21 protein-coding genes are annotated in these 21,191 nt (G+C 39.7%); 8 read left to right on the forward strand and 13 right to left on the reverse strand.

The features are described from left to right. Positions 1-60 precede the first annotated feature (60 nt). Positions 61-1,002, forward strand: a complete 942-nt coding sequence (locus tag RBK99_RS07640; RefSeq protein WP_317504006.1) for a BrxR family helix-turn-helix transcriptional regulator — start codon at positions 61-63, stop codon at positions 1,000-1,002. A gap of 7 nt (positions 1,003-1,009) precedes the next feature. Here RBK99_RS07640 and RBK99_RS07645 read toward each other — a convergent pair whose 3' ends face one another. The 3 genes from RBK99_RS07645 to RBK99_RS07655 form a co-directional block, all read right to left on the reverse strand. Beyond that, the gene (locus RBK99_RS07645) at positions 1,010-1,222 is read right to left on the reverse strand and encodes a hypothetical protein (protein WP_317504007.1); all 213 of its coding nucleotides are present in this window, start codon (positions 1,220-1,222) and stop codon (positions 1,010-1,012) included. A 3-nt stretch (positions 1,223-1,225) separates the two neighbouring features. Next, on the reverse strand, positions 1,226-2,761 hold the full coding sequence (locus RBK99_RS07650; RefSeq protein ID WP_317504008.1) for an anti-phage dCTP deaminase: 1,536 nt from the start codon (positions 2,759-2,761) through the stop codon (positions 1,226-1,228). A 269-nt stretch (positions 2,762-3,030) separates the two neighbouring features. Then, positions 3,031-3,894 carry a WYL domain-containing protein gene (locus tag RBK99_RS07655; protein WP_317504009.1) on the reverse strand — a complete coding sequence of 288 codons (864 nt, stop codon included), beginning with the start codon at positions 3,892-3,894 and terminating at the stop codon, positions 3,031-3,033. Positions 3,895-4,137: 243 nt separating this feature from the next. Here RBK99_RS07655 and RBK99_RS07660 point away from each other — a divergent pair, with 243 nt between their 5' ends. The 3 genes from RBK99_RS07660 to csrA all read left to right on the forward strand — a co-directional run bounded on the left by RBK99_RS07660 (position 4,138) and on the right by csrA (position 5,039). Beyond that, on the forward strand, positions 4,138-4,308 hold the full coding sequence (locus tag RBK99_RS07660) for a hypothetical protein (protein ID WP_317504010.1): 171 nt from the start codon (positions 4,138-4,140) through the stop codon (positions 4,306-4,308). Between the two features lies 1 nt (position 4,309). Then, positions 4,310-4,648, forward strand: a complete 339-nt coding sequence (locus RBK99_RS07665) for a YegP family protein (RefSeq protein ID WP_317504011.1) — start codon at positions 4,310-4,312, stop codon at positions 4,646-4,648. A gap of 193 nt (positions 4,649-4,841) precedes the next feature. Then, on the forward strand, positions 4,842-5,039 hold the full coding sequence (gene csrA, locus RBK99_RS07670) for a carbon storage regulator CsrA (protein ID WP_317504012.1): 198 nt from the start codon (positions 4,842-4,844) through the stop codon (positions 5,037-5,039). 97 nt (positions 5,040-5,136) lie between these two features. Here the strand turns inward: csrA and RBK99_RS07675 are convergent, their stop codons facing one another. After that, positions 5,137-5,991 (reverse strand): hypothetical protein, encoded by an 855-nt coding sequence (locus tag RBK99_RS07675; protein WP_317504013.1) that lies wholly within the window; start codon positions 5,989-5,991, stop codon positions 5,137-5,139. A 337-nt stretch (positions 5,992-6,328) separates the two neighbouring features. Between RBK99_RS07675 and RBK99_RS07680 the strand changes: the two genes are divergently transcribed. From RBK99_RS07680 to RBK99_RS07690, 4 genes are all read left to right on the forward strand, one after another. Continuing rightward, positions 6,329-6,544, forward strand: a complete 216-nt coding sequence (locus RBK99_RS07680) for a hypothetical protein (protein WP_317504014.1) — start codon at positions 6,329-6,331, stop codon at positions 6,542-6,544. 29 nt (positions 6,545-6,573) lie between these two features. Further along, a complete protein-coding gene (locus tag RBK99_RS13545) occupies positions 6,574-6,693 on the forward strand; it encodes a carbon storage regulator (RefSeq protein ID WP_491015852.1) in 120 nt (39 codons plus the stop codon). 675 nt (positions 6,694-7,368) lie between these two features. Continuing rightward, complete coding sequence (locus RBK99_RS07685; protein WP_317504015.1) at positions 7,369-7,752, forward strand: hypothetical protein; 384 nt, start codon at positions 7,369-7,371, stop codon at positions 7,750-7,752. A gap of 28 nt (positions 7,753-7,780) precedes the next feature. Beyond that, entirely contained in the window at positions 7,781-8,347 is a 567-nt protein-coding gene (locus RBK99_RS07690) for a hypothetical protein (RefSeq protein ID WP_317504016.1), read from the forward strand. A 501-nt stretch (positions 8,348-8,848) separates the two neighbouring features. Here RBK99_RS07690 and RBK99_RS07695 read toward each other — a convergent pair. The 9 genes from RBK99_RS07695 to RBK99_RS07735 all read right to left on the reverse strand — a co-directional run bounded on the left by RBK99_RS07695 (position 8,849) and on the right by RBK99_RS07735 (position 21,157). Next, positions 8,849-10,393: a hypothetical protein gene (locus tag RBK99_RS07695; RefSeq protein ID WP_317504017.1), complete on the reverse strand. Its 1,545-nt coding sequence runs from the start codon at positions 10,391-10,393 to the stop codon at positions 8,849-8,851. Then, positions 10,377-11,033: an ATP-binding cassette domain-containing protein gene (locus tag RBK99_RS07700; protein WP_317504018.1), complete on the reverse strand. Its 657-nt coding sequence runs from the start codon at positions 11,031-11,033 to the stop codon at positions 10,377-10,379. The genes RBK99_RS07695 and RBK99_RS07700 overlap by 17 nt, the downstream gene beginning before the upstream one ends. Then, positions 11,030-12,784: an ABC transporter ATP-binding protein gene (locus RBK99_RS07705; protein WP_317504019.1), complete on the reverse strand. Its 1,755-nt coding sequence runs from the start codon at positions 12,782-12,784 to the stop codon at positions 11,030-11,032. The genes RBK99_RS07700 and RBK99_RS07705 overlap by 4 nt, the downstream gene beginning before the upstream one ends. Beyond that, complete coding sequence (locus RBK99_RS07710; RefSeq protein ID WP_317504020.1) at positions 12,768-13,622, reverse strand: hypothetical protein; 855 nt, start codon at positions 13,620-13,622, stop codon at positions 12,768-12,770. The genes RBK99_RS07705 and RBK99_RS07710 overlap by 17 nt, the downstream gene beginning before the upstream one ends. An 11-nt stretch (positions 13,623-13,633) precedes the next feature. Next, positions 13,634-14,458 carry a hypothetical protein gene (locus RBK99_RS07715; RefSeq protein WP_317504021.1) on the reverse strand — a complete coding sequence of 275 codons (825 nt, stop codon included), beginning with the start codon at positions 14,456-14,458 and terminating at the stop codon, positions 13,634-13,636. Further along, complete coding sequence (locus RBK99_RS07720) at positions 14,455-15,402, reverse strand: DUF6895 family protein (protein WP_317504022.1); 948 nt, start codon at positions 15,400-15,402, stop codon at positions 14,455-14,457. Before RBK99_RS07720 ends, RBK99_RS07715 begins: the two co-directional genes overlap by 4 nt. 72 nt (positions 15,403-15,474) lie before the next feature. After that, positions 15,475-15,600, reverse strand: coding sequence for a hypothetical protein (locus RBK99_RS07725; protein ID WP_317504023.1), 126 nt, complete (start codon positions 15,598-15,600; stop codon positions 15,475-15,477). A gap of 44 nt (positions 15,601-15,644) precedes the next feature. After that, complete coding sequence (locus RBK99_RS07730; RefSeq protein ID WP_317504024.1) at positions 15,645-15,767, reverse strand: hypothetical protein; 123 nt, start codon at positions 15,765-15,767, stop codon at positions 15,645-15,647. A gap of 827 nt (positions 15,768-16,594) precedes the next feature. After that, positions 16,595-21,157, reverse strand: a complete 4,563-nt coding sequence (locus RBK99_RS07735) for an NACHT domain-containing protein (RefSeq protein ID WP_317504025.1) — start codon at positions 21,155-21,157, stop codon at positions 16,595-16,597. Positions 21,158-21,191: the final 34 nt, after the last annotated feature.

Consider the following 21,191-nt stretch of genomic DNA (forward strand, 5'->3'; position numbering starts at 1 on the left):
AATTAAATTGATGTTATAGTAGTAATTATGGTACTCGTCTTGATTGGGCTGAAAGTCGCTGTGAGTAAGACTGATAAGAAAAGTAAACAAATTCAACAGACTGCTTTAGAAAGCTGGCTAAACCAATTGAGCCCCGCACAACAGCAGCGATTACGCTTTTTAGAAGCGAAGTTGGTATGGGAAGGGAAAATAAACCGAAAAGCTATATGTGAACAATTTGACCTTACGCCTAACCATATTACGAGGGAAATTTCGGACTATCGAAACTACTTTCCCCAAAACCTTTCATATGATGTGACTGCGAGAGCCTATCAAGCTACCGAAAAATTTGAGCCTTACTTTTTTAAGTATGAACCAGGCGAGTATCTTTCGCTTTTGAAACTTTATGCGACTGACGAAAGTTCAACTATATTATCTGAATTAGCTAGCCCCATTGCAGCTGAAGTTCTGGCGGAACCCATGGGCAAGCTTCAACAACATGTGTTGCAGTTATTAATTAGAGCGGTTCATTCCCATACAGGGTTGAGGATTGCCTATTTGTCCTTTTCGCAAGCTAGAGAGATTGAGCGCGATATCTGGCCCCATACCTTTATCTGGAATGGCGACCGATGGCACGTTAGAGCTTTTGACAAATTACGTCACGAATACATAGATATAGTCCCCCAAAGAATCACGAAGGTAGCCGCATTAAACAGGCAACTTCCAACTAGTGCGACAGAGGATCACGACTGGATTGAGTCAGAACAGCTCAGTGTTATTCCAAACCCGAATTTCTCAAAAAAACAGCAGGCAATGATAGGCCAAGAATATGGCATGGAAGAAATTGGAAAACAGTTAACTTGGAGAGTTAATTTGCGACGCTGTTTAATACCTTACTTTTTATTTCGATACCGACTAGACCAACTTAATGACACTACTCAGAACCGTATAGTCCTTAAAAACAAAGATTTAGTACGCCGCTTTGCGTTTGCTTATAAGCAGAGTAATACCTCTGAATCATAAAGATGACTCAAAGATTAAAATAGCTGGTTACGTTATCAAGAACTCTTTTTCGGAAAATGGACATTTCAGAATTGTCTTTCTTATTGACTTCAGAGCGAAAATCAACAACATTGTTTTGCTTTGATTTATTGCCTTGTGCGCACATTTGCTCCAACGGTCGAGAGTTATTCTCGAACTCAAGAAACAGGTTAAGCTGTTGTTCTGATGAAAATTTTTTCATTACTCACCCATCAAGTTCTTGTTGCAACCGAGCCACTACAAGCTTTTCATGCATAGTATAGTCATCAAGAGAGACTCTAACAACTGGTTTAGATTTTTTCTTATCGAAAGGTTCAATCTTTCCTGATGCTTTTCTTCCTTTCTCTACTTTAAAAAGTTTAAGCATATTCTTGGGTGCAACGCCCATGTACTGCAAGAATTGAACTTTGCCTTTGTCATTAGAAGAGTCGATAGAGTCTGAGTGTAATTCAAGAGCTAAACTTTTTGGGTATGGTTCAATGAAAAATACTTTCTTTATGCCGCTTGCAACAATGTGTCTCGCGCACGAGTGACAGGGGTATGTTGTGCAATACAATACAGCACCCATAAGCCCCGGTTTGTTAGTTCTCGCGATTGATATGATTGCATCCATCTCCGCATGAACAGCCCTAGAATACTCAATCAGCGCTTTGACATCTGTCGATTTTACGGCCTCAATCACTTGATTCTGCTCACTATTGCTTTTTAATAGCCCACGACTTTCTAGTTGTTTATATATGTCGCCATACAGTTTATCTTTGCGAGAGTCATTGTGACATTGTCCATTTTTCCATGCATAGCATCTGGAATCTTTTTTGTCCGTAGCTTCATAAAGGCCTCCATCAACACGAGGAACATCGTTTCGACCCAGCCCTATTAAATCACCGCTTGAATTTACTACCGCTGCACCAACTTGTCGAGATAAACAGGCTGAACGACAAGCTTCTGCATATGCAGAATACATCGATGACTCGTCTTTCGTAGGAGTTCTGGAAGGGGAACCAAACATAACTGCCAGAAAACGTTGGATATCAGCTGACAGGATTTCTTTGCTCTGACTATCATTTCTAATGAAAAAGTCAGACTGATGAAATACATCCTTTACTTTTTGACCATACTTATCAGCTTCGGAATAATCACGAGTAATAATTTGCGCCGCATCAACATCTGATACCTCGACGTCTTTCAGTCTTTCTTTCCGTATTTGCATCGGTGCAAATACGCCAAATAACCAAAAAATCTCACCATAGGTTTGTTTTAATATTTTAAGTTCATCCGGATGCTTGATCGAATCAATGATGTGAACCCACCGGTGTTTTTTAGCTACTCTATCGCCCTGAGAACCTTTTTCTCCTGAATCTTGAAAGCCATCTTTTTCATGCCGCGTTTTTGATATTTTTTCGACAACTTTACTGGCCAAATATCCATTTCCAAACTTTTCTCTTAATTCATCCCCTGCCTTTTGAAGAGCAGACACGCCATCGGAAAAGCTTAAGTTACCAGCTGTTTTTGTATTGGTCCTATTTGAATCACTTCGAATGATGTCACTTAACTTATACCTGTATGCTGTATAGCCAAACTCGTTCTCTAAAATCCTTTCAATTTCCTCTGCAGTGGTAGTGCAACCTGATGAGATGGGCCCTACCAACGCTATAACTAACTCTTCCGATAACCGGTCTTCAAACTCAGGAAGTTTATTCTTATATTCTTGGTTACTTGCCATTTCAAGTGTTTGCTGCATACGAATCTCAACTTACAATAAATTATACTAAGTTGTTAACATAGTATGTTTTAACGACTGTATATTGCAAAATAACTTTCAAATTTCTACTTGGCTGTAGAGAGAACCAAATAGGTTAGTTATTTGGTTAGTATAAAAAGAAGGTACACAAATGGATAGTCAATATATCTATACTGAAAAATAAATCATGTCTGCAAATAGCACAAGGTGCATTATACGCAGGGTTATTTGCTTCGGCATTTTCGGCCTGAAATGCTCTAAGAATATTGTTATGTAACACCTGGAGCTAAGCGCTTGTTAGAAAAATCCAGCGTATCCGTGTTTTTTAAATGAAGCATTATATGCTCCCCACTTAAATGCGCATCTGAAGAAGCATCAATATTCCAGCTATCAAGGAGATAACCGGCTAGAGCCTTTCGAACTCGTTTCCTCAATACCCCTGAAATCATTCTGTATTCGTATGCAATCATGCTGGATATCTCAGTTAACTTAGGGTGAGGTTGCAGCTCAAGCTCTATATATTGATTCCATTCATGATCAGCAGATGGCATTTCAGCCGGCAGTGCACTTTCAATTCTGTTTGTTTTCACTGATTTTATTCGGTTAATCACGAAGTCTCTAAATTCACCACTTTCCCGATCAAAGGCTCTCACGTGCCATCTTAAACCGCTATCTGCGATTGAGTGCGGAATAATGTCTCGCGTTGAACCATTAGGTGACGACTTGGAAAGATATGAAATCGAAATAACACGTTTTCGATTGATCGCCCGTGTTATTTTAGAAAGAATGTCTAAATCAACGTGAAATAATGTATTTTTTACTGCAATAGTCGGGACATCTATATGTGCAAAACTATCACCAAAACCGTCAGTCAGGGTATTTACACACTTTTCAACTGATACTTCGACTATAGGGTTAGCATCATCTTGCCACTCATAGCGTCTAATATCCGGTCGATAAATAAGGTTATGTGGAGCTAATGAATTGTAAAGTTGAAAAGTTCTCGTTGCACTAGCGTCACTAATCTGGAAACGTATCGTTAAATCTGCTCTGGATACGACGCCATAAAAACGCCCCATAAACTCTATATGAGCTAACAGTTCTCTCTGGTAACCGCTTAATTCACTCATCATTTGTACTCCAATCAACTAGATCGATCAGGACGATCAAAAAGATCGAATAAATAGATCAAAATGCTTGACGTAATCAATTTGACTAGTATCATCGTAGTTACAAAAAAAAGCTACCATTAAATAATGGCAGCTTCTTTTTGAGGTTACTAATACAGGATTAGTGGAACCTTCCGTTTCGCGACAATAGTTTCTACTAACTCCTGTTTAGTGTCAAATTATTTACAATTAAACAGGAGTCATATTATGGCGACTAACCCCCCTGTTGGTGATAACCAACGCAAAGGTGCTGTTCGACAGCGCTCACAAACTCAGACACTCAGTGGTCACTGGGTGAAGCGAAATGCCGAAACTGGGCAATTCATGAATGTAAAGGCAGACAAGACCCCTTTCAAGGGCGTGAGAAAGGAGAAGTAATATGTCAGCACGTTATGAATTGTTCCAGGGAACTGATGATCAGTATTATTTCCGCCTAAAGGCCGCTAACGGTGAAATTATCCTTCAAAGTGAGGGGTATCAAGCCAAACAAGGCGCCGAAACGGGAATTAGTTCTGTAAGAGTGAACAGCCCACTTGATGAACGCTATGAAAGCAAAACCTCTATAAGTTTTAAATACTATTTTGTACTAAAAGCCAGTAACGAGAAAGTTATTGGAGCCAGCCAAATGTATACGACGACACAAGGCCGGGATAAAGGTATAGCTTCGGTTAAGGCCAACGGTCCGGACGCTCCGGTCCACGACTTAACTGGAGAGTAATTACCGGAGGGCTGGTTTACTCCAGCCCTTTTATCAAAGCGGCTTGGGTGTCTTATTCTCTTAATGTGGTGACGAACCTCTGTTGTGAGATAATAGCTTTTTGTTTTGTAGGCTCTCATTTAAAGCTCCGCAACTGCCTTTCCATTTTTTAAAGCTTTCGTTAAGCTTTAATTTTTGAACAGGGATAGTCGATATGTTAATTCTCACTCGCCGAAATGGTGAAACGTTAAAAATAGGTGACGATATCAGCGTTACCGTTCTCGGTATTAAAGGGAACCAGGTACGTCTGGGTGTTGATGCGCCGAAAGATGTTGACGTTCACCGTGAAGAGATTTTCTTACGCATTAAGTCTGAGTCTGACTTAGAAAAAAAAGTGATTACAGTTAAGTAGTTACTGGCTGACCGCCTAAATACTTACGACCGAGACAACCAAGCCTTTCATTGTAGTGGCAAACTAAATTTGGCCACCTAACTAGAGGTTCAGGGTTTCAGTCAGTTGAATCATTTCCAAGTAAAGGAAACGCACCCGCCTCAGACTCTATAGATAGTGCATAGTCGGGGGTTAGGTACATAAAACGAGCTTGGCCTTCATGTTTTTCCAAAATCAATACCGAAGAACCAGAACTAGCGAGTAAATTGGCGTATCCTTTAAAATAGGGGGTTGTAATTTGTTGAGAAGGAGAGTTCATCAACATATCTATTCTCATGGCTCCCAGCACGAAAGCAGCTAAAACTGATACTGAAACGACAGTGAAGAGTGTCGCAGAAGCCATGTTTACCTTCTCTGATGGGCGAGATTTTACTCGCTTTACAAAATTTTTAACATTGAGCACCAAAAGAAACTTTGCACGGAATAGCCAAGACAGAACAATCAATACAATAGCTAAAGCCAATACGCTGGCTGACAACACTGAAAACTCAAAGTCGAGGTATAATCCCGGTATTAAAATTAAGAGGAATAGAGCCTGAGCCACAGTACAAAAAGGCCTCTCCTTTTCCATGGCCGAGTTATACTCTTTTATGAACTTCTTTTTTCCTGAGATGTTTTTAAACTTTAAGCCATGCACCGCACGACTTGCGAAAACACCAAAAACTGCGATAGGTGGCAGAGCAAAGTTAACAACAACCATGGAAATGACTGCACAAAAGCTTATATAAAAAATAAAAGTACCAGTCACTCCGATTATCAGATCACCACCGGCTGCTGTGACTACAGGAATAGGAGCGTTAGATAGAAAACCGGCATAATGGGCAAGAGATATAGATATGAGTGACATTACTATGCCGCTAATCCGCCCCCTCAATAAGCCGAAGTTTTTAATGTTATTTTTAATTAAATTCATATAAAGCCGTAAGCTCTTTCTGAGCAAGCAAAAGGTTCCATTATTGCAGTTGAGGTTCTGTTTATGGAGTTCTTAGGCTTGGTTGAAAAGGTGTATAGGGTATATAAAAAACACTTTTTGGCAAGCCTGGCTCAATACGGAGTACTTTGGCTTTCCTCGGTGCGAAGTGCCATTCAGATCTGCTGTGGTTTGCGCATTTATTGGTGCCAGTTACCTGACCCACGGTAAAGCTTACCGGCAATTGTGCTAAATAGTGTTCATAAGTCGACTTCTTGAAACATCTCCTAAACGTCTCTAGTATATATTTTGTGCACCGTGCACTCGAAAGGAGAAAATAATGAACGATTGGAAATATGTAAATTTTGGCGAAGATTACGAGATGAATAATCACTTAGAATTGGTAAATAAATCTAAGTCTGAAGTCAATAGAGAGTTTTTAAGAAATAACACTCAATGGACAGCGAAAAATGCGCTAAAGAAAGACGTTATTACTCATGCTGAGTTTAAACCATTTGTAAATGCGGATAGAGGTAATCTGGAAGATCCAGAGTAACTACCGCACCTGACTGAGCCGAAAACTTCATAACAACGTCTCCTCGAAGCCAGGTTCGCTTAGGGGTTGATGAGCCTCATGATGTTGATGTTCAGCGTGAAGAAATTTTCCTTCGTATTCAAGCTGAATCAGAGTCGCAGACAGACTGAGCTCTTATGATTAATTAACATAGACTCACTAAAGTAGCCATGAGAACCAACTCTTTCATTAAGTGATATACAAAGTGAAAGGTGGTACATGTTTCGCAGTAATAGAGATGCTCTAAAAAAACTGGCGGATAGTAACGGTAAAGTTGGGCGGCAGTATTGAGATTTGGTTGTGGAACGTGGTTAAACGGATCAACTCGGAAATGGTAGTATATGGTGCTCGACGGTAAAAAATTAATGCTTGAGCATTTCTGCTAGTTCTGTAAAAATGTTCAGTGTAGGTATGAAGCGTTACTGTCTTGAGCGAATTCACCTCTCGCTTGAGCACTAAGAACCGCCGAAACGTATTTTCGGCGGTTTCCTCCACACCTATCAAATATTCTGACTTAGCTCATTCGGCTATCCACAGCTTTTTCCAAGAAGCTAACGCTTTTCACAACAGCAATTTGGTTTGACCGGGTCGATGCTTTGACCTAATCACTGTTAGATACACTCCCAGATTCTATAGGAAATTAACTTTTATTCTTCTCCCATAAAAATTTATTGCTTAGCCATCCAAGTATATGACGACCATATTTGCGGCTGCTTATATGTTCTTTTGAATTAAAGATTTTTTTCACATATACTGCTAGGTTATTTTCTTTGTTATTAGAATATTGTTTTATAAAGGAACTTACTGTGGCAGGGAGCACTCCAAAGAAGAAAGCTAAACGTAAAGGTGGTGGACGACCCAAGGCTAACAACTATACTTGGGCTTGGGCTATTGAAAGCATTTTAGGCAAAGCCATGGCTAGGGGTCAGCTTATCCCCCTCGCTATTTCGGTAATACTTATCATTGCGGTTATAAGGATGCCACAAGATGAACTAGTCACTTTTGTTGGCGAAGTGCTAGGTAGCTTTCGAAGCGGTAGCTATATAGGTTGGGGACTGTTTGTTATTGCCCTTCTCTGTTGGCGAAGACACGTTAAAGTAATCAGAAAAGAATCAAGCCAAGAGATGGATCGTATTGGAAAGGAAAAGAATCGTGCTCAAGAAAAGTTACTAGGGCAACACACCAAGTAGTAACATTCGATGGAGCGGAGATATTATTATGAGTACACTATTTTTAATTTTATTATCGTTTGCTTGTATCCACTTTATATACGAGCAAATACTTTTGCCTAGTATCAGGCAGAAGCTACGTTCTGACTTTTTTGAACTGAGAGATACCCTTCGAGATAAGCAAAATCAGCTGTCAGTAGAAGGACGTTTGACTAAAGACATCAAAAAAGTTTTTTCCGGTGTTGATGAACGTATAAAATTTGCAGCTGATAATGTCCACTTTTTTAACATTTACAACTTCACAAAAATGCTTGTGCAAAGTAAAGAGTTAGAAGAGTCTGGAAATCGTAGTGATTTTATTCAGGCTTTAATCAATAGTGAAGAAGAGTCCGCAAAAGAGATTTATACTAAGACGCTGAAAACAATTGAAAAATCGGTTTGCTCGAATTCTTTACTACTACTAATTTATATAACTCCAATCTTTCTATTGGTAGTTCTTGCATCTAAATTAGTTAAAGCAGTCACAAATAAATGTTACCAAGTTTCAGACGACTTGTTGAAAGCGATTATGAGTAATGGACAGAATACGAGGTCAAAAAGTCTGATTAACACCTGAACTTAAAAGCTATAATTTAAAAAAAATGCCATACGACTGGGCCTTTAAGCTCAGTTGTAACGGTTAACAATGAGCGAACAACTCTCTAATTTTTTCGGTTGCAGTCCACCAATTAAGTTGATGCTTTGCCCTGCTGCAATGATTCATTCGGAGCCAATCCAGATATACGCTACACCACATCAATAAGCTCGATTCTGAACTTCAACATCACACTCTCCGCTGGGCTTATTCGTATCAAAACTAGCTATGAGGACAAGTCGGCTTATTCTTAAAGTTCCATTCTTTCCGTTAAGCAATTAACTTTAAATATGCCTCACACTACACCTTCGTCTTTCGGTATATCGACGAGGTTTAGACTACAGCTGAGTTTATGAACTTAAAAATAGTGTTTTACTTAGCCTGCCACTACATTTTAGTGGTAACTCCCTAGCAAAGGATGTCTCCGCAAAGTCAAGATAGAACACGTAAGGCACATTCACTGCATAATATCTACAGCTTCTCTCAAGCCCTAACTAGGTAACCTTTAATCTTAATTTTAGTGGCACTCATAGCTCCGGTGAGATTGAATAAATTAAGTAACACAATAATTGCTAATAGACTATTACATATCAGAGCGGATAAAGAGAAATAATGGATGGCAAGTAAATCAAAGCTATCGTGAGTACTTGTGAGTCCAAATACGTACCAATACAAAGTAAATATAACCACCCCTAAAAGAGGTCGTCCCCACTTTTGAAAAGTAAGAATCAACCAACTAGAGCAAAGTATAATCGCGCTCATGAGCACTATAGTGCGTTCTAAACCTATATTGAAAAAAAGTGGTAAAAGTGGTGCTGTGAGTAAAATTACAATTGCTAAAACCCGCATCAACTGAGGGTTCGGAAATTGAAGTGCAGAAAACGCGAGCTCCATTGCCTTAACCGACTTATCTAAAGTCATTTTATGACTTCTGAATATAAAGAACAGCGCAGAAAGAATTAATGGGATTATTACCTGAGTGGCGTTAGGAGCTGCGAGACAAAGAATAAATACGATTACTGCAATCAAATTGTATAGCGCGTTACTGGAAATTAACCTACTTAGTTCGATAAAAATAGAGGATAAAAAATTGCTTTTGCTTTCTCGGCTTGCTAAGTCCTCGCTTAAAATACGAGCACCATTAACTTTAAAAGCTTTTGATTTTATAGAGTTTTTTCTATTATTTTGGGCTGAAGTTTTATGTTTCACTAATAAAATAGGGAGTAAAAGACTAATAAAGGAGTAAAGAAGATTCGTCATACTTAATTCTAGCACTTTTGATAGCTCGGGCAGTGTAAACCATTCGAATTTACTTAAGTTATTCCCGGCGATGATCCCAAAAGCCATGTCGCGACCCGTGTACTCTAATGGTAGTGAGGAGGCTAATGCAGAGAACCCATAGAAGTCTAGATTTACAAAGTTATACACCAGTAAGCTTAGTAACCATAGAACCAATGCTACAATTATCTTCATGTTTCGGCTTCCAAGAAAGCATTGCTCTAGTAACATCGCTGGAGCAATTGCAAGAAGACCAGAAGGAACAAGTAGAAGAAAAAAGATGATTTGTGCGTGTACACTAGGAAACTGGCCTAGTTTAGCCAGAAAGGTAAAGCTTAGGAATAAACTTAGTAAAAGGGAAAATACCAAAACCTTTACGCTACTAGCTGCAATCCGACCCATAGCAATTATTAACTTAAGGTGCTCGAGTCTCATTAATATTTCATCTACACAAAGAGTGCGATCTCGTGTTTGAAGAGTCCCTAAGTTAAGTAAGTAGTATGGGAATAAAATCGTGGAAAGAATAACTCCTGCAGTGACCAGATACACATCAACTGTCATTATTGGTTTAGCAGACGCAAAACTGACTATCGTATAATTAGCATCCGGCCCTGGCAAAACAATCATACATAACCCGAGTATTAGTGCAACCAGCGCTGGTGTCGAGGAGCTTCTGATAAAGATTTTAAGCTCGCAAGTAACAGTTCCAAGGAAAGCCGATAGAAATGACATATTAATATAGCCGCCCACTTTCGATACTCCTGACCATAGCACCCTTATCTCTCATTTCATTCACATGATGAGTACAGATAATAAAGATTCGGCCTGACATAGACTTGCTAAATAGAATATCCATCATTGCTTGCCTTGAATCCGGATCAACCCCTGCAAAAGGCTCATCCATTAAACAAAGTGGCCGATTCAAACTTACAGCAAAGGCGAACCCTAACTTTTGAAGCATTCCCTGACTATATGTTTCAGTACGTTTATGAGCGCTACTCTCTAATCCTAGAACAGTCATCCAGTAACTAGCAATTGAAATAGCCTGCTTTTTAGAGCATCCATTTAAACGTAGTAAATAAACAAGAAACTCGTTACCAGATAGTTCAGGATAAGCTGAAAAGTTTTGCGGCATGTAAGTCAGTTGTTGTAGGTAAGATGATTTTCTTTTTTTTATGTCAAAACTACCAAATGTAATATTACTATACCTCGCAGGGTGAAGTGTCGAAAGTACCTTTAATAGTGTCGATTTGCCGGAACCATTGGCTCCAGACAACGCTGTTACACCACTTTTGAACGTACTATCGTCGATCTTAAATAAATGCTCTCCATCTAAGGAGGTGATCACTGTGTCTTTTATTTTTAGCAGAGGCTCACCTTTATTCTTCATATGTATGCTGCCTCTTTGAACTCTCTGGAGAAAGAGTCCTGATGGAGTTGCTTCCTAAACTCTTCCGCTTTTCCGTCGAATACTATACTTCCTTGCTCCAATACAACCACATTATCAGCGACGCTAAGCAACTGTCCCTGATGCGCAATAATGACCACAGTCATCATTCCTTCCAGCTCTTCAATCATATTTCGAATAGCTTTTTCAGTAATTACATCTACTGATGCTGTTGCTTCATCCAGTAACAGTATTTTTGGATTCAAGACTAAGGCCCTAGCTAATGCAATTCTTTGTTTCTGGCCTCTAGATAGGTTAGCTCCAGACTCTTCTATACAAGTATTATAACCTTCCGGTTGAGACTCTATATAAGCATCTATACGAGCCAGTTTTGCGGCTGATTTCGCTTGTTCATATGAAATATCACGCCTACCAAATGTGATATTTTCTAAAAAGGAACCCGACATCAGAAAAGGTTCCTGGGGAACGATAGCAACCTGTTCGGGTTTGGGCGGGAAGGAAGGAATTGAGTGGCTTGACTCAGAGTAAAAAGTTACTTGGCCCGATGAAGGATTAAAAAGCCCACCTATTAACGCAGCCAAAGTACTTTTCCCAGCTCCACTTTTCCCGACCAATGCAGTTATTTCTCCCGGTTGAGTGACGAAGCTGATATGATCAACAGCAGGTTTATCTTGGTTAAAATAGGAAAATGATACGTTTTCTAGTTTAACACCTAGAAGAGAGGATGAATTTTCCTCTTCTCCTCTTTTTCTATCTAATAATTCTTTAGTGGAAACTTCACAGTTAAACCGCTCTTCATGCTTAATATATAAAGTAGCAGCCTGTTTTAGCTTTCCAAATAGTAACCCAACCTGGCTGACTGAGGCGACCATGATTACGGCGTAAGTTATATAGGTAATGAACTCTTCTAAAGTGATATTGGCTTGAGAAACCTGTCCGGCCCCATATGCTAACGACAATGCCATAACAAGTGAGAAAACAATTAGACTAATGGGACTAATGGAAGCCATTAGAAGCAGGTGTCGCTTAACCTTCTCAAATGAGAGGTTAATTGTATTGGCAAACCTTTCGTTCATATAGTCGACACGTTGATACGCTTGGATTATATAATTGTTATTACTTGCTTCTAAAAGAAGAGATACTGTTTTCGCCCTATGTTTTTGTACAGCTAATATTGACTTATTTGCCATTTTTACGAAGGTCATTATTACTAAAAATATTATGAACACGCCTCCTAAGGTAACGACTGTTATTTTAGGGCTGATAAATAAGAGAGCTATAAAAGCCGCTACTGAAAATAACGCATTTCTGAGAAAGTTTATTAGGTTATCGGCTAATCCGGCTTGAATCATAACTAAGTCAGAGGCAAACTCTGATGCGATCTGTCCACTAGGCTCTCTCTGAGCTGTATGTAATCGACGACCAACTATACTTGAGAAAAAAGACACACGTAAATCATTAGTGATTTTTTCAGACGCATTTGATACCAAAAACGCATGGAAAGCCGAACAAATAGCTTGTAAGATCAAAAGACCAGCTACACTTAAAATAGTAAACCATATCTCGTTACTTATAGTTCCCTTAGTGATCTCTCCGATGGCTCCTACAAGCTTTCCGATTTGAGGAGGAACAAACAAAAAACTCATGGTGCCTACGCTAAGAGCTAAGATTGCAAGTGAATAGGAGCGCCAGTAAGGCTTGAGAAGAACCAGTAGTTTAAGCGTATTTGACATATTCAACTCCATTCTCACTGTCGGCACTCTGTAAGCAGCTTATCAACCACAGGACGTTTAAGGTCATCGGAAGATGGAAGCCTTTAAGTGACATTTCATCATCCATATTCTCTTCCTTGAAAGGATTCAAGAAACCGTATAAGCCGTCTTGGCGACGCTGAACAGCTGCAAACTGTATTGCCTCTTGAACCATAGCGTTGGCCTTTCCATGGTGAATAACAAAACGTAATATTTTGCTACCCAAATCAACCTTATAATTTCGTAGCTCTGCTATAGCAATCAGGGATAGAATATCGCTATCAGCAGTTGAAATTGTACTTTGATTAGCCAGCATAATGTCAATTAGGTTACTAAGTTGCTCGTCAGAGGCCGTCAGCCAATCCTCGGGTGACTGTAGGAAGTCACTCATATCTTTCCCGATCGGTAATTTGGGTAACTTTATGCCTAACTCGTTTAGAAGGTGCTTGGTTAAATGCAATCTCCCGAGCTCTAACACCTCATCAGGTTGGCTAAGCAGCTCTTTTTTCATCGTTTCTAAGATTGGTAATGCTTCATTTATTTCTATGTTCAAAGCTTGGTAATTGACTAGAGTTAGCAGAAGTAAAAGGGGATCTGCAGCTTCTGTTTCCGCTCGGTTACCGATTTCCTTGATTAAAGTTTCGAACTCCTTTCTCAATTCATTATTAGAGTAGAGTTCTGGGTATAGCTTTAAAATACAACTGATAGCAAACGATGTCTGAAGTAAAGGTTGCGTATCCTGGTACTTTTCTCGGAGTCGATCTAATTCGCTCAGTGTAGTTTCAGCTTGGTTTATTGATAACAGTTGTAAATAAGACATATAGTTTTTCCTTAAAGAGAGAAATATATCGCTTGAGCTACGGCTCCGCGTAGCTTGAGTCCCTTGCTGGCTCTTTTGATATACTCGTTATCTATTTTTCCACTAGTCGGTAGAGGCATTAATTTATTATTAGGATTATTAAGTGTTAAGAAAGACTCTGAACTTTTCCTTAAGTAGCTTGGTAGTACCCCTAAAAAACACCCAACTAAAAGCAACACCGAAACACGGTTAATATCAGAAGACCGGATGGCTTGAGCAAGTAAAACTTGATTAAGCTTTCCAAAACCATCAGGTAAAGTATCTACAAGAAGCTCAGAACATTGCGCTAACATGATTAAGACGACCAAGTCATATTCATCAGTTCGGGTTCTCAAAAGCCGCTTATCAATCATTGTCAACAAATTCCGTCTTTCTAGAGCTGTAGTCGAGGACTTTGAGCCAGCACAGCTAAAGTGGAACTTGATTGAATATTGGCTAATGACTGGTAACTCATTTCTCGCTATTAGTCCTTTTGATAAGAGGGAATCTATCACCTGCATATCAATCGCTGTAAATTCAGCGTCCATAGAAGCGAAGTGGCAAAATAATGCACAATGATAAGTATTATCCATACTGGAATATAACGCGTTTTCTATAAGGCCATTTCTTAAGCACTTTAATGCTGCATTCGTGGCTAAGTCTGTTATTTCTGGAATAGACGCTTTACGCTTAGATAGAATTAAGACCTCGAGCACAGTACCCAAATCGAAGAATGTTTCACTAGACGGAAGCGTTTCAAAGTCTTTTATTATTTTTATAATGCTTTCTCTACAAAAGCTGGTATTTTCTAATGTCATAAAGTCACTCGCTTATCCCACTTATGGACATTAACCAGGAGCAGTGTAGAAACCAACGTCGTATGGTAAAGATCGAAGAAATTTTCCTCATGCCCTTGATTTCTATTGAAAGTTCGCAAGTTTGGTGCAATTGCACCTCTCTTTGTTTGAAATTTAAGGATGTGTCTAAGTAATGAATCAAAAATCATTGCGTTTCTTTCATTTTTAGCAACATCCGTGTAAATCCAACAGAGCAACACCTCTCCCAGAACATCAGTGTTATCAGCTCTAGCAATCGATACGGCAAGTGAGATTAACACCTGGTGGATCCGGGATATCACTTCCTCCTTCAAAAGAGCTGTTACTGGTCTGGTTCCCATATTAGTAATATAAAAAAGCGCGTGAGTGAGAGAGTACATGTCGTCAATGGTATAGCGGGCAATGTTCTGATTTTGTCCAAATGAGGTATCGTCAAACCACTGAATAAGTTCTGTAAGATCTACATCTTTGTCAATCAAAGAAAGAGAGTGGATATGATCCATTTCTCGATACGGTACTCTATCCATTGCTTCGAAAAAGCTAATTTGGCGTAGCATTTTGATATAGTCGCTTTCCCAAGGGATTTGGCAGCCCTTAATGTTATAAAACTCATGAAGTGAGAAAATTACGGTCACAATTGACGGGTCATAAGCCGATAATTCATGCCAGTCGAAAGTTTTAGTCTCGTCAATACAAAATGAACTCAGTCTTTCTGTTTCTTTACTCGAGAATCCTGCCTTGTGCAACGCCGATAGTAAAAAAACTAGTTCACCAACCGGTTTTACCTGCCAAGGAACATCAGATTTTATATCTTTTTCTATTGAAAACTTGCTCATGTTAGTGAAAAGCCAAACTAGGCATCTTCTTAGTCCCCTTTTCTTTGACCCTATATAAAAGGCCAGGACTTTCTTCTTTATAGAGTTCACAATGTTCTCCTTAACAAGGAATAAAAGGAGCCAAATATATGGCTCCTTTTTCATACAAATTTCCGCGACTAATTAATCAGCAACTACTAACGCCCAATTTTTTGAGTCTACAAAAACAGTCCAATCGGCAGAACTTGCATTTACAGTAACAGTATCTCCTTGAGAGATGGCTGCGCTGTCAGTCTTAAAGTTAAACATTATAATTTCCTTATTTTGTTATATTACTATTAAATGGTTGCCACTTACTCTGGCACGGCTAAAGCGTACCAACTGCCGAAAAGAGCTTTCCATTGTGGAGTTGCTTGATCTGTTCCTGAACTTTCTGCAACTGACAAGCGTTCTTGATTAGCCATAAAATTAAACATTTCTGTCTCCTTCTTTACTATTTAAAATATTGAAACTCTCTGTAGTTACGAGCTCCAATTGTTTCCGAGCCAGAGCGGCCCGAAACAAAAAAGTAACAACTAAACACATAAATTCAACAACATATTAGACCGACATACGTAAGTTAAGAATAAAAAATATTTCTTAATTAAACAGAAAGGCATACTAGACCTGAGCTACCGCTAGTTTTCGCCAAAACTAGCTGCAAAAACGTTAAGGTAAATAAAGTGTAAGAAAATGTTGCGAAGCTGATGTTTTTAAGTAACAAACTTTAAAAGTTTAATTGTGATACACATCAATCGACTTTATCGATTAAATTGTGCCAGCAAGATCTTTCATTAAACTTAAAGTTTTGCACTTTAGTCGGAAGGCAACCCGCTACAATGCAAGCAAGTATTTTGGCATGGTTAATCTCGGTACTTCTGCTATAAGCAGCTTTAACCCGATCAATTTAGCAAGAAAACTTTATCAGGAATTAGACTGCTGAGTCGAAACCAGCTCAAAGTTGGCAGCCATAGTGATCCGCAGTGAAGTTAATACTTGAGTATTTCTGACAGTTTGGTAAAACGGGTTGGTGTAGGTATGAAGCGTTACGGTCTTGAGTGGAATCACCTCTCGCTTGAGCACTAAGAACCGCCGAAACATATTTTCGGCGGTTTCCTCCACCTCTCAAATATTCGACTCAGCTCACTAAGCTATCCACAACTTATTCCAAGAAGCTGTCTATGTTTGAGTTAGAATGCTCGAAAAATTGGGCTCCCAAGCTTTACCAAATACTTTTAACAAATGACAAATGTTATTTCACTGATCAAGGTCTCTCCGCTGCTTCAAGCCATTCATAAACTCCATTGACGCCGTGTTTTAGAAGCAAGTCTTGTATAGCGATCACCTTCTCTAGCATATCCCCGTTATCTGACTCTTCGTATTCTTCAGCTTCACCAAACAATCGAGTGAGAAGTTGAGGGAAGTTTTTGCGGTGCCCATATAACGGGTAATTAGTACGGTTTACAAACTCAATGAATATATTTAGCGCATTAATGCAATAATGGGCGTTGTTCATTGATACAGCATTTAACCACTCTTCAACACCAAATATATTGGGTCGTTGCTCACTATCCTGATATTCAAGTAGATGAAAACATCGTTCGAGCAGTTTGAGAGGAACCTCTATTATAGGCTTATCAGCTTGGAATAGATTTTGAAGCTGCCGAGCATTCATTTTGGCGCACTCTGTTTCGTCTATCGTACTTTCTGAAATCCCTTTAAAACATTGAACGCTACTTTTCTTGGCATTCTCCGGATGAGTCCAAACGCTAAGAGCCCCCAACCAGGCATCGGTATGGTCAAGTTCCGTCAATTTTTCAAGAAATACCGGAAATTCAACTTTGTTAGATAATGCGGCTAAAGCCGAAATTCTGGCCCAAGTCTCCAGGGCCTTACCATCGTATCTATCAACTATAAATTCAAGCCACGGCGCGACCAACTGGAAATTTTGGTAGTAAGAGTGATATAAGCATTTTTCAGCTATAGCCCAAAACTCTTCTTCTGAATTATCCATAATGTAACCGAACAGTTCCCACCCGAGCTTTTGGTTAATCGCTTGCAAGTGAGGCAGTCGTCTCAGAATAATAGCCCTAACGCCGGGCTCTTTGGCTTTAGAAAATTTAGTTAGTGCACTTATTAATTCGTTTGGAATTGAGGTTCCTTTATCAGAAAGTTTTATCACCAAAATCACAGCAGCCTCTGCGACTTTCCCTTTTTTCATATTAAGGCCGGCAAAAATTAAATCTGATTGTTCGAACTCTTCTTCATAGGTTATGTAGTCATTTAGCAACGACGAAAAAAGTAAAACATCAGTTTTACTTTCAATCACATGAGAGCAGCTTCTTATTGCTTCTGAAGCTGAACGGTTATGATACCAATAATCCAAGTGATGCTTTAGCTCGTTTATTATTTTAGAAGCCAGCCGCTCAGGCTTTGGCGTCTCAAGAGGCTCCCAGCTATCGCTTAAATTCATGTCTCCGTAAAGTCCGCTAATGTGATTAGCCAAACCTCTCATTATGTTGTCGCGAAATGCTTCAGGAACCTGAGTCCAATTATTATCCAGTAAATTGAAAAACCTAATGGGAGCTCGTGAAGTCGCTTCTTCAAATTGATGACCAACCTCTCTCTTACCACCTACCAGAAATTCATCCCAATGGTGGGTAGTCGGCTCAACTTCATAGTGTTCAAGCAGCCTAATAACTGCCTTATCACTGAGTTCTAAGAACTCTTTAAACGAGAATGGCGCTCTAACTGTCCCGCCTCTTGATTGTATGCTTGGTTCTCTCAATAGGGGCCAGGTTTCTTTTTCATATCTTTGTATGAGCTGAACAGCATTTTCAGAGCGAAGGTGACAAGGTATAGCTAAGAGTAACTGGACTCTTTTTTCTAAAATCCAGTAATCTAAGTTGTTCTCGCAAAAGCGCTCTTCATATAAATTTAAAATTTGTGACTGCAATTTATCTTGTATTTCAGGCTCTAAAGCAACGAAAGAAGACTTAATCAAATTGCCCAGTTCGTAGTCCAAACTTGAATGCAAGATGTCTTCGCGACATACCGCCTGACTGAGCACTTTAAGGTTTTTAGTCGGGTATAGGGTAAACGCTAAAACCGTAAAGTATCTCAGTGAGCCATCCAAACTTTGCGACAACTTCTCGGAGTTTGATATCCACCAGTTGGTATTTAATTCAGCATTACTCTTTATCGCACTCTCAATCGCATCAAATAAAACATTAATACTTTCGTAACCGCGTATATCTTGCTGGGAATGCTTTTTCTCATAAGAAGTACAACGAAGAAATCCTTCTCTTAAGGTGACCTCAGAAGAATAGCTAGCTTGCTGCTCGAAACTCCACCTCTCCACCGCTCTAATAGCTAGTTCTAGTAGCTTGGGCGACTCGACCATCCGGTTTCCTAGAAAGCCGTCGGACCTGACACCAAACTCACTGGGCCCGCACTTTAGCTTGCCATTAAGCCGATAATCTAAGACGTCTTTACTGCTAATGTCTCGTACAATATAAGACCATAGTTCATCATCACTTAAATAGTTCAAGTTGACGCTGCGAGCTATAGCTTCGCCCAAAAAGTCATACTGCAAATTAGAGAGCTTTATGGCTTTTTTTAACAAAGGAATAAAAGCAGAGACATTAGACTCTTTAACTTTAGTTACTGCGCTGGTGACTAAGAACGTAAAGCGCTCTGGATCTAACTCATCTTGTACAAATAGTTCGTCCCAATAGCTGCTAACTTTTTGTGGCTTCGTATTCACCCATATTGATGCTCGTTCAGCATGAGCTCTCAAAGCTTCTTTATCGTCGACATCCCGTAAATATAGCACTAAATATTCAAACCAAAATTCGCACCATTTCCCTTTGTGAGCTTTTGAGTAAATGATGAGAAAGATATTTCGATACTCGTCTCTTAAGCTTCGAAGTAATGGCCAGTCATCCTTTTCTGGACTCAAGCCCGCAAAGCTTTCTGCAACTAATCGACGAATATGAAACGGCAAGTCACTCGTTAACACCTTACGTATTTGCTTACGAAATTCCTTCCTGCAGCCAGAAGCAATTAGGGAAGTAAAGCTTCTTATACTAGGCCGGACAAATGGAACAGCCGGCAACTCTTTAATAAATTGGTAGAGTGTCAGGTCGCGACGAATGGCACTATTATTTACTAGAACATCTAGCAACGTTTGATGCCCAAAAGTGAGGTGGCCGTATTGGGTTCCGCGCAATACATGGTTGGAAAGCAGCTTTCTTTGAATATTTTTGGTGCCAGTAAACTGTTGAGCAGGAATCGTTAAACGTCGCTCCTTTAACATCTTATCAGCCATAGATTCAAGAGCCTCCATAGCAGGAGAACCCAACTCATTATCGGCCTCGACAACTGTGCTTAGATACTTTTTAGCTAGTGACTGACTATTAATCACATCAAAGCTACCACCGCGGGCGGCCAACTCAACATACAGCTCAAGTTCACGCGGATTACTGATTAATTGTCGAGTTGCATCATCGATAATAGTCGCGTCTATCTCTAACTTCTCAAGTAGAGGTTTTACGTCCTGTTCCCAGTTTAACGGCGAGCATGATATTACTTTATCCCAAGAACGTTGGGCTATTCTTTTATCGTACTCCCTATCAAAGTCTCGACAGGCAGTAACGACGGTTACATTTGGCAGCTGTAGCAAGCGATCAACTTGAACCATAAAGTAATCTAATACTTTGTGCTCTCGAGATATCGACAATACATCAAGCGAATCAATCAAAACAACAACGCGACGTTCTTCGGATATTCGGGATAGCTTTTCTACCCAGTTGGAAGCTAAGCCAATTGACTCTCTTTCTTCGATCGTAGATGTATCCGAAAATTCCCGGGCCTGAATGAATACTGGAACTGGATTGTTCCGCTTACTACTTTGCTTTTCCATCTCGTCTTGTAAACTCAGCATCACGCAAGTTTTTCCTGCTCCTGGAGTCCCCGTCAATAGGATGGATTGGTGCTGTGCGTCTATAGCCTGAGCTAAGTCAGTTACAGTATCACTGGAAATTTTTTGCCCAGCGATATCTCGCTTCCATGATCGACCAATTGCAGAAATATCCTTAATAAAGGAACGAATCTCTTGCTCATGTATCGGTGGAGTTATGAGAGAGCCACAAGCCTCAAGCTCAGTAACTATATCTTCCTTTGTGAGCCGGTGCTGACAAGCAACGCCTGTCTCCCCCTTTTCCTCACGCATTGCTAAATGGCTTAATCTGGACAATAAAATATCAAATGCAGATAATGAGTTGCTCACTAAACTTCTCAAACGCTCTTTAATCAACTCCCTCATACGTTCCAGTGGCGGACTGACTTGAAAGGAAAGGCATTGAAGGAATTGAAATGTAGAGAGAGAGGAAGAGTTTTCCTTAAGCAAAACACCTAAGCTTCCATCTATTTTTTTATGAGCTTGTGTTAAATTTTTCTTATAAAGATGTTCGTCAGGGTAGTTTATGCTGAATTCTTTGAGCGCTGAGATATGACCAAAGTTACTGCGTGAGTAAAAGCGAATAAGTGCTTTTGAATCTCGGTTTGTCAGCTTGATAGCTTTGACAAGCTCATCTTCTAAATCCGAAACTGTCCACGCCCTATGTTGTGGCTGATTTTTCTTGCACTGACAACAAATGACGACTCCATTTTCTTTCCCGATTACGACGTCGTCAACGAGCCATCGCACCGAATCAACTTCGAGCCACTCGTAAGCCGGATCAGACAGAACAGTCAGTGCTAGATCAAACGCAACCAGTGTTTGGTAACCATCACCTCTATTCGACTGAATTCCTGCTCGACTCATTTCTAATCCTTCAGTTAGACTTTCTGTAAGGATA

Origin of the sequence: Idiomarina solivarensis (assembly GCF_033052755.1) — a bacterium.
GTDB lineage: Bacteria > Pseudomonadota > Gammaproteobacteria > Enterobacterales > Alteromonadaceae > Idiomarina.

What these genes read in the sequence shown, in the direction of transcription:
- RBK99_RS07735 (WP_317504025.1), bottom strand. Translation starts at nt 21,157, where the DNA reads ATGAGTCGAGCAGGAATTCAGTCGAATAGAGGTGATGGTTACCAAACA.
- RBK99_RS07650 (WP_317504008.1), bottom strand. Translation starts at nt 2,761, where the DNA reads ATGCAGCAAACACTTGAAATGGCAAGTAACCAAGAATATAAGAATAAA.
- RBK99_RS07710 (WP_317504020.1), bottom strand. Translation starts at nt 13,622, where the DNA reads ATGTCTTATTTACAACTGTTATCAATAAACCAAGCTGAAACTACACTG.
- RBK99_RS07645 (WP_317504007.1), bottom strand. Translation starts at nt 1,222, where the DNA reads ATGAAAAAATTTTCATCAGAACAACAGCTTAACCTGTTTCTTGAGTTC.
- RBK99_RS07675 (WP_317504013.1), bottom strand. Translation starts at nt 5,991, where the DNA reads ATGAATTTAATTAAAAATAACATTAAAAACTTCGGCTTATTGAGGGGG.
- RBK99_RS07725 (WP_317504023.1), bottom strand. Translation starts at nt 15,600, where the DNA reads ATGTTTAACTTTAAGACTGACAGCGCAGCCATCTCTCAAGGAGATACT.
- RBK99_RS07730 (WP_317504024.1), bottom strand. Translation starts at nt 15,767, where the DNA reads ATGTTTAATTTTATGGCTAATCAAGAACGCTTGTCAGTTGCAGAAAGT.
- RBK99_RS07665 (WP_317504011.1), top strand. Translation starts at nt 4,310, where the DNA reads ATGTCAGCACGTTATGAATTGTTCCAGGGAACTGATGATCAGTATTAT.
- RBK99_RS07690 (WP_317504016.1), top strand. Translation starts at nt 7,781, where the DNA reads ATGAGTACACTATTTTTAATTTTATTATCGTTTGCTTGTATCCACTTT.
- RBK99_RS07680 (WP_317504014.1), top strand. Translation starts at nt 6,329, where the DNA reads ATGAACGATTGGAAATATGTAAATTTTGGCGAAGATTACGAGATGAAT.
- RBK99_RS07700 (WP_317504018.1), bottom strand. Translation starts at nt 11,033, where the DNA reads ATGAAGAATAAAGGTGAGCCTCTGCTAAAAATAAAAGACACAGTGATC.
- RBK99_RS07660 (WP_317504010.1), top strand. Translation starts at nt 4,138, where the DNA reads ATGGCGACTAACCCCCCTGTTGGTGATAACCAACGCAAAGGTGCTGTT.
- RBK99_RS07705 (WP_317504019.1), bottom strand. Translation starts at nt 12,784, where the DNA reads ATGTCAAATACGCTTAAACTACTGGTTCTTCTCAAGCCTTACTGGCGC.
- csrA (WP_317504012.1), top strand. Translation starts at nt 4,842, where the DNA reads ATGTTAATTCTCACTCGCCGAAATGGTGAAACGTTAAAAATAGGTGAC.
- RBK99_RS07715 (WP_317504021.1), bottom strand. Translation starts at nt 14,458, where the DNA reads ATGACATTAGAAAATACCAGCTTTTGTAGAGAAAGCATTATAAAAATA.
- RBK99_RS07655 (WP_317504009.1), bottom strand. Translation starts at nt 3,894, where the DNA reads ATGATGAGTGAATTAAGCGGTTACCAGAGAGAACTGTTAGCTCATATA.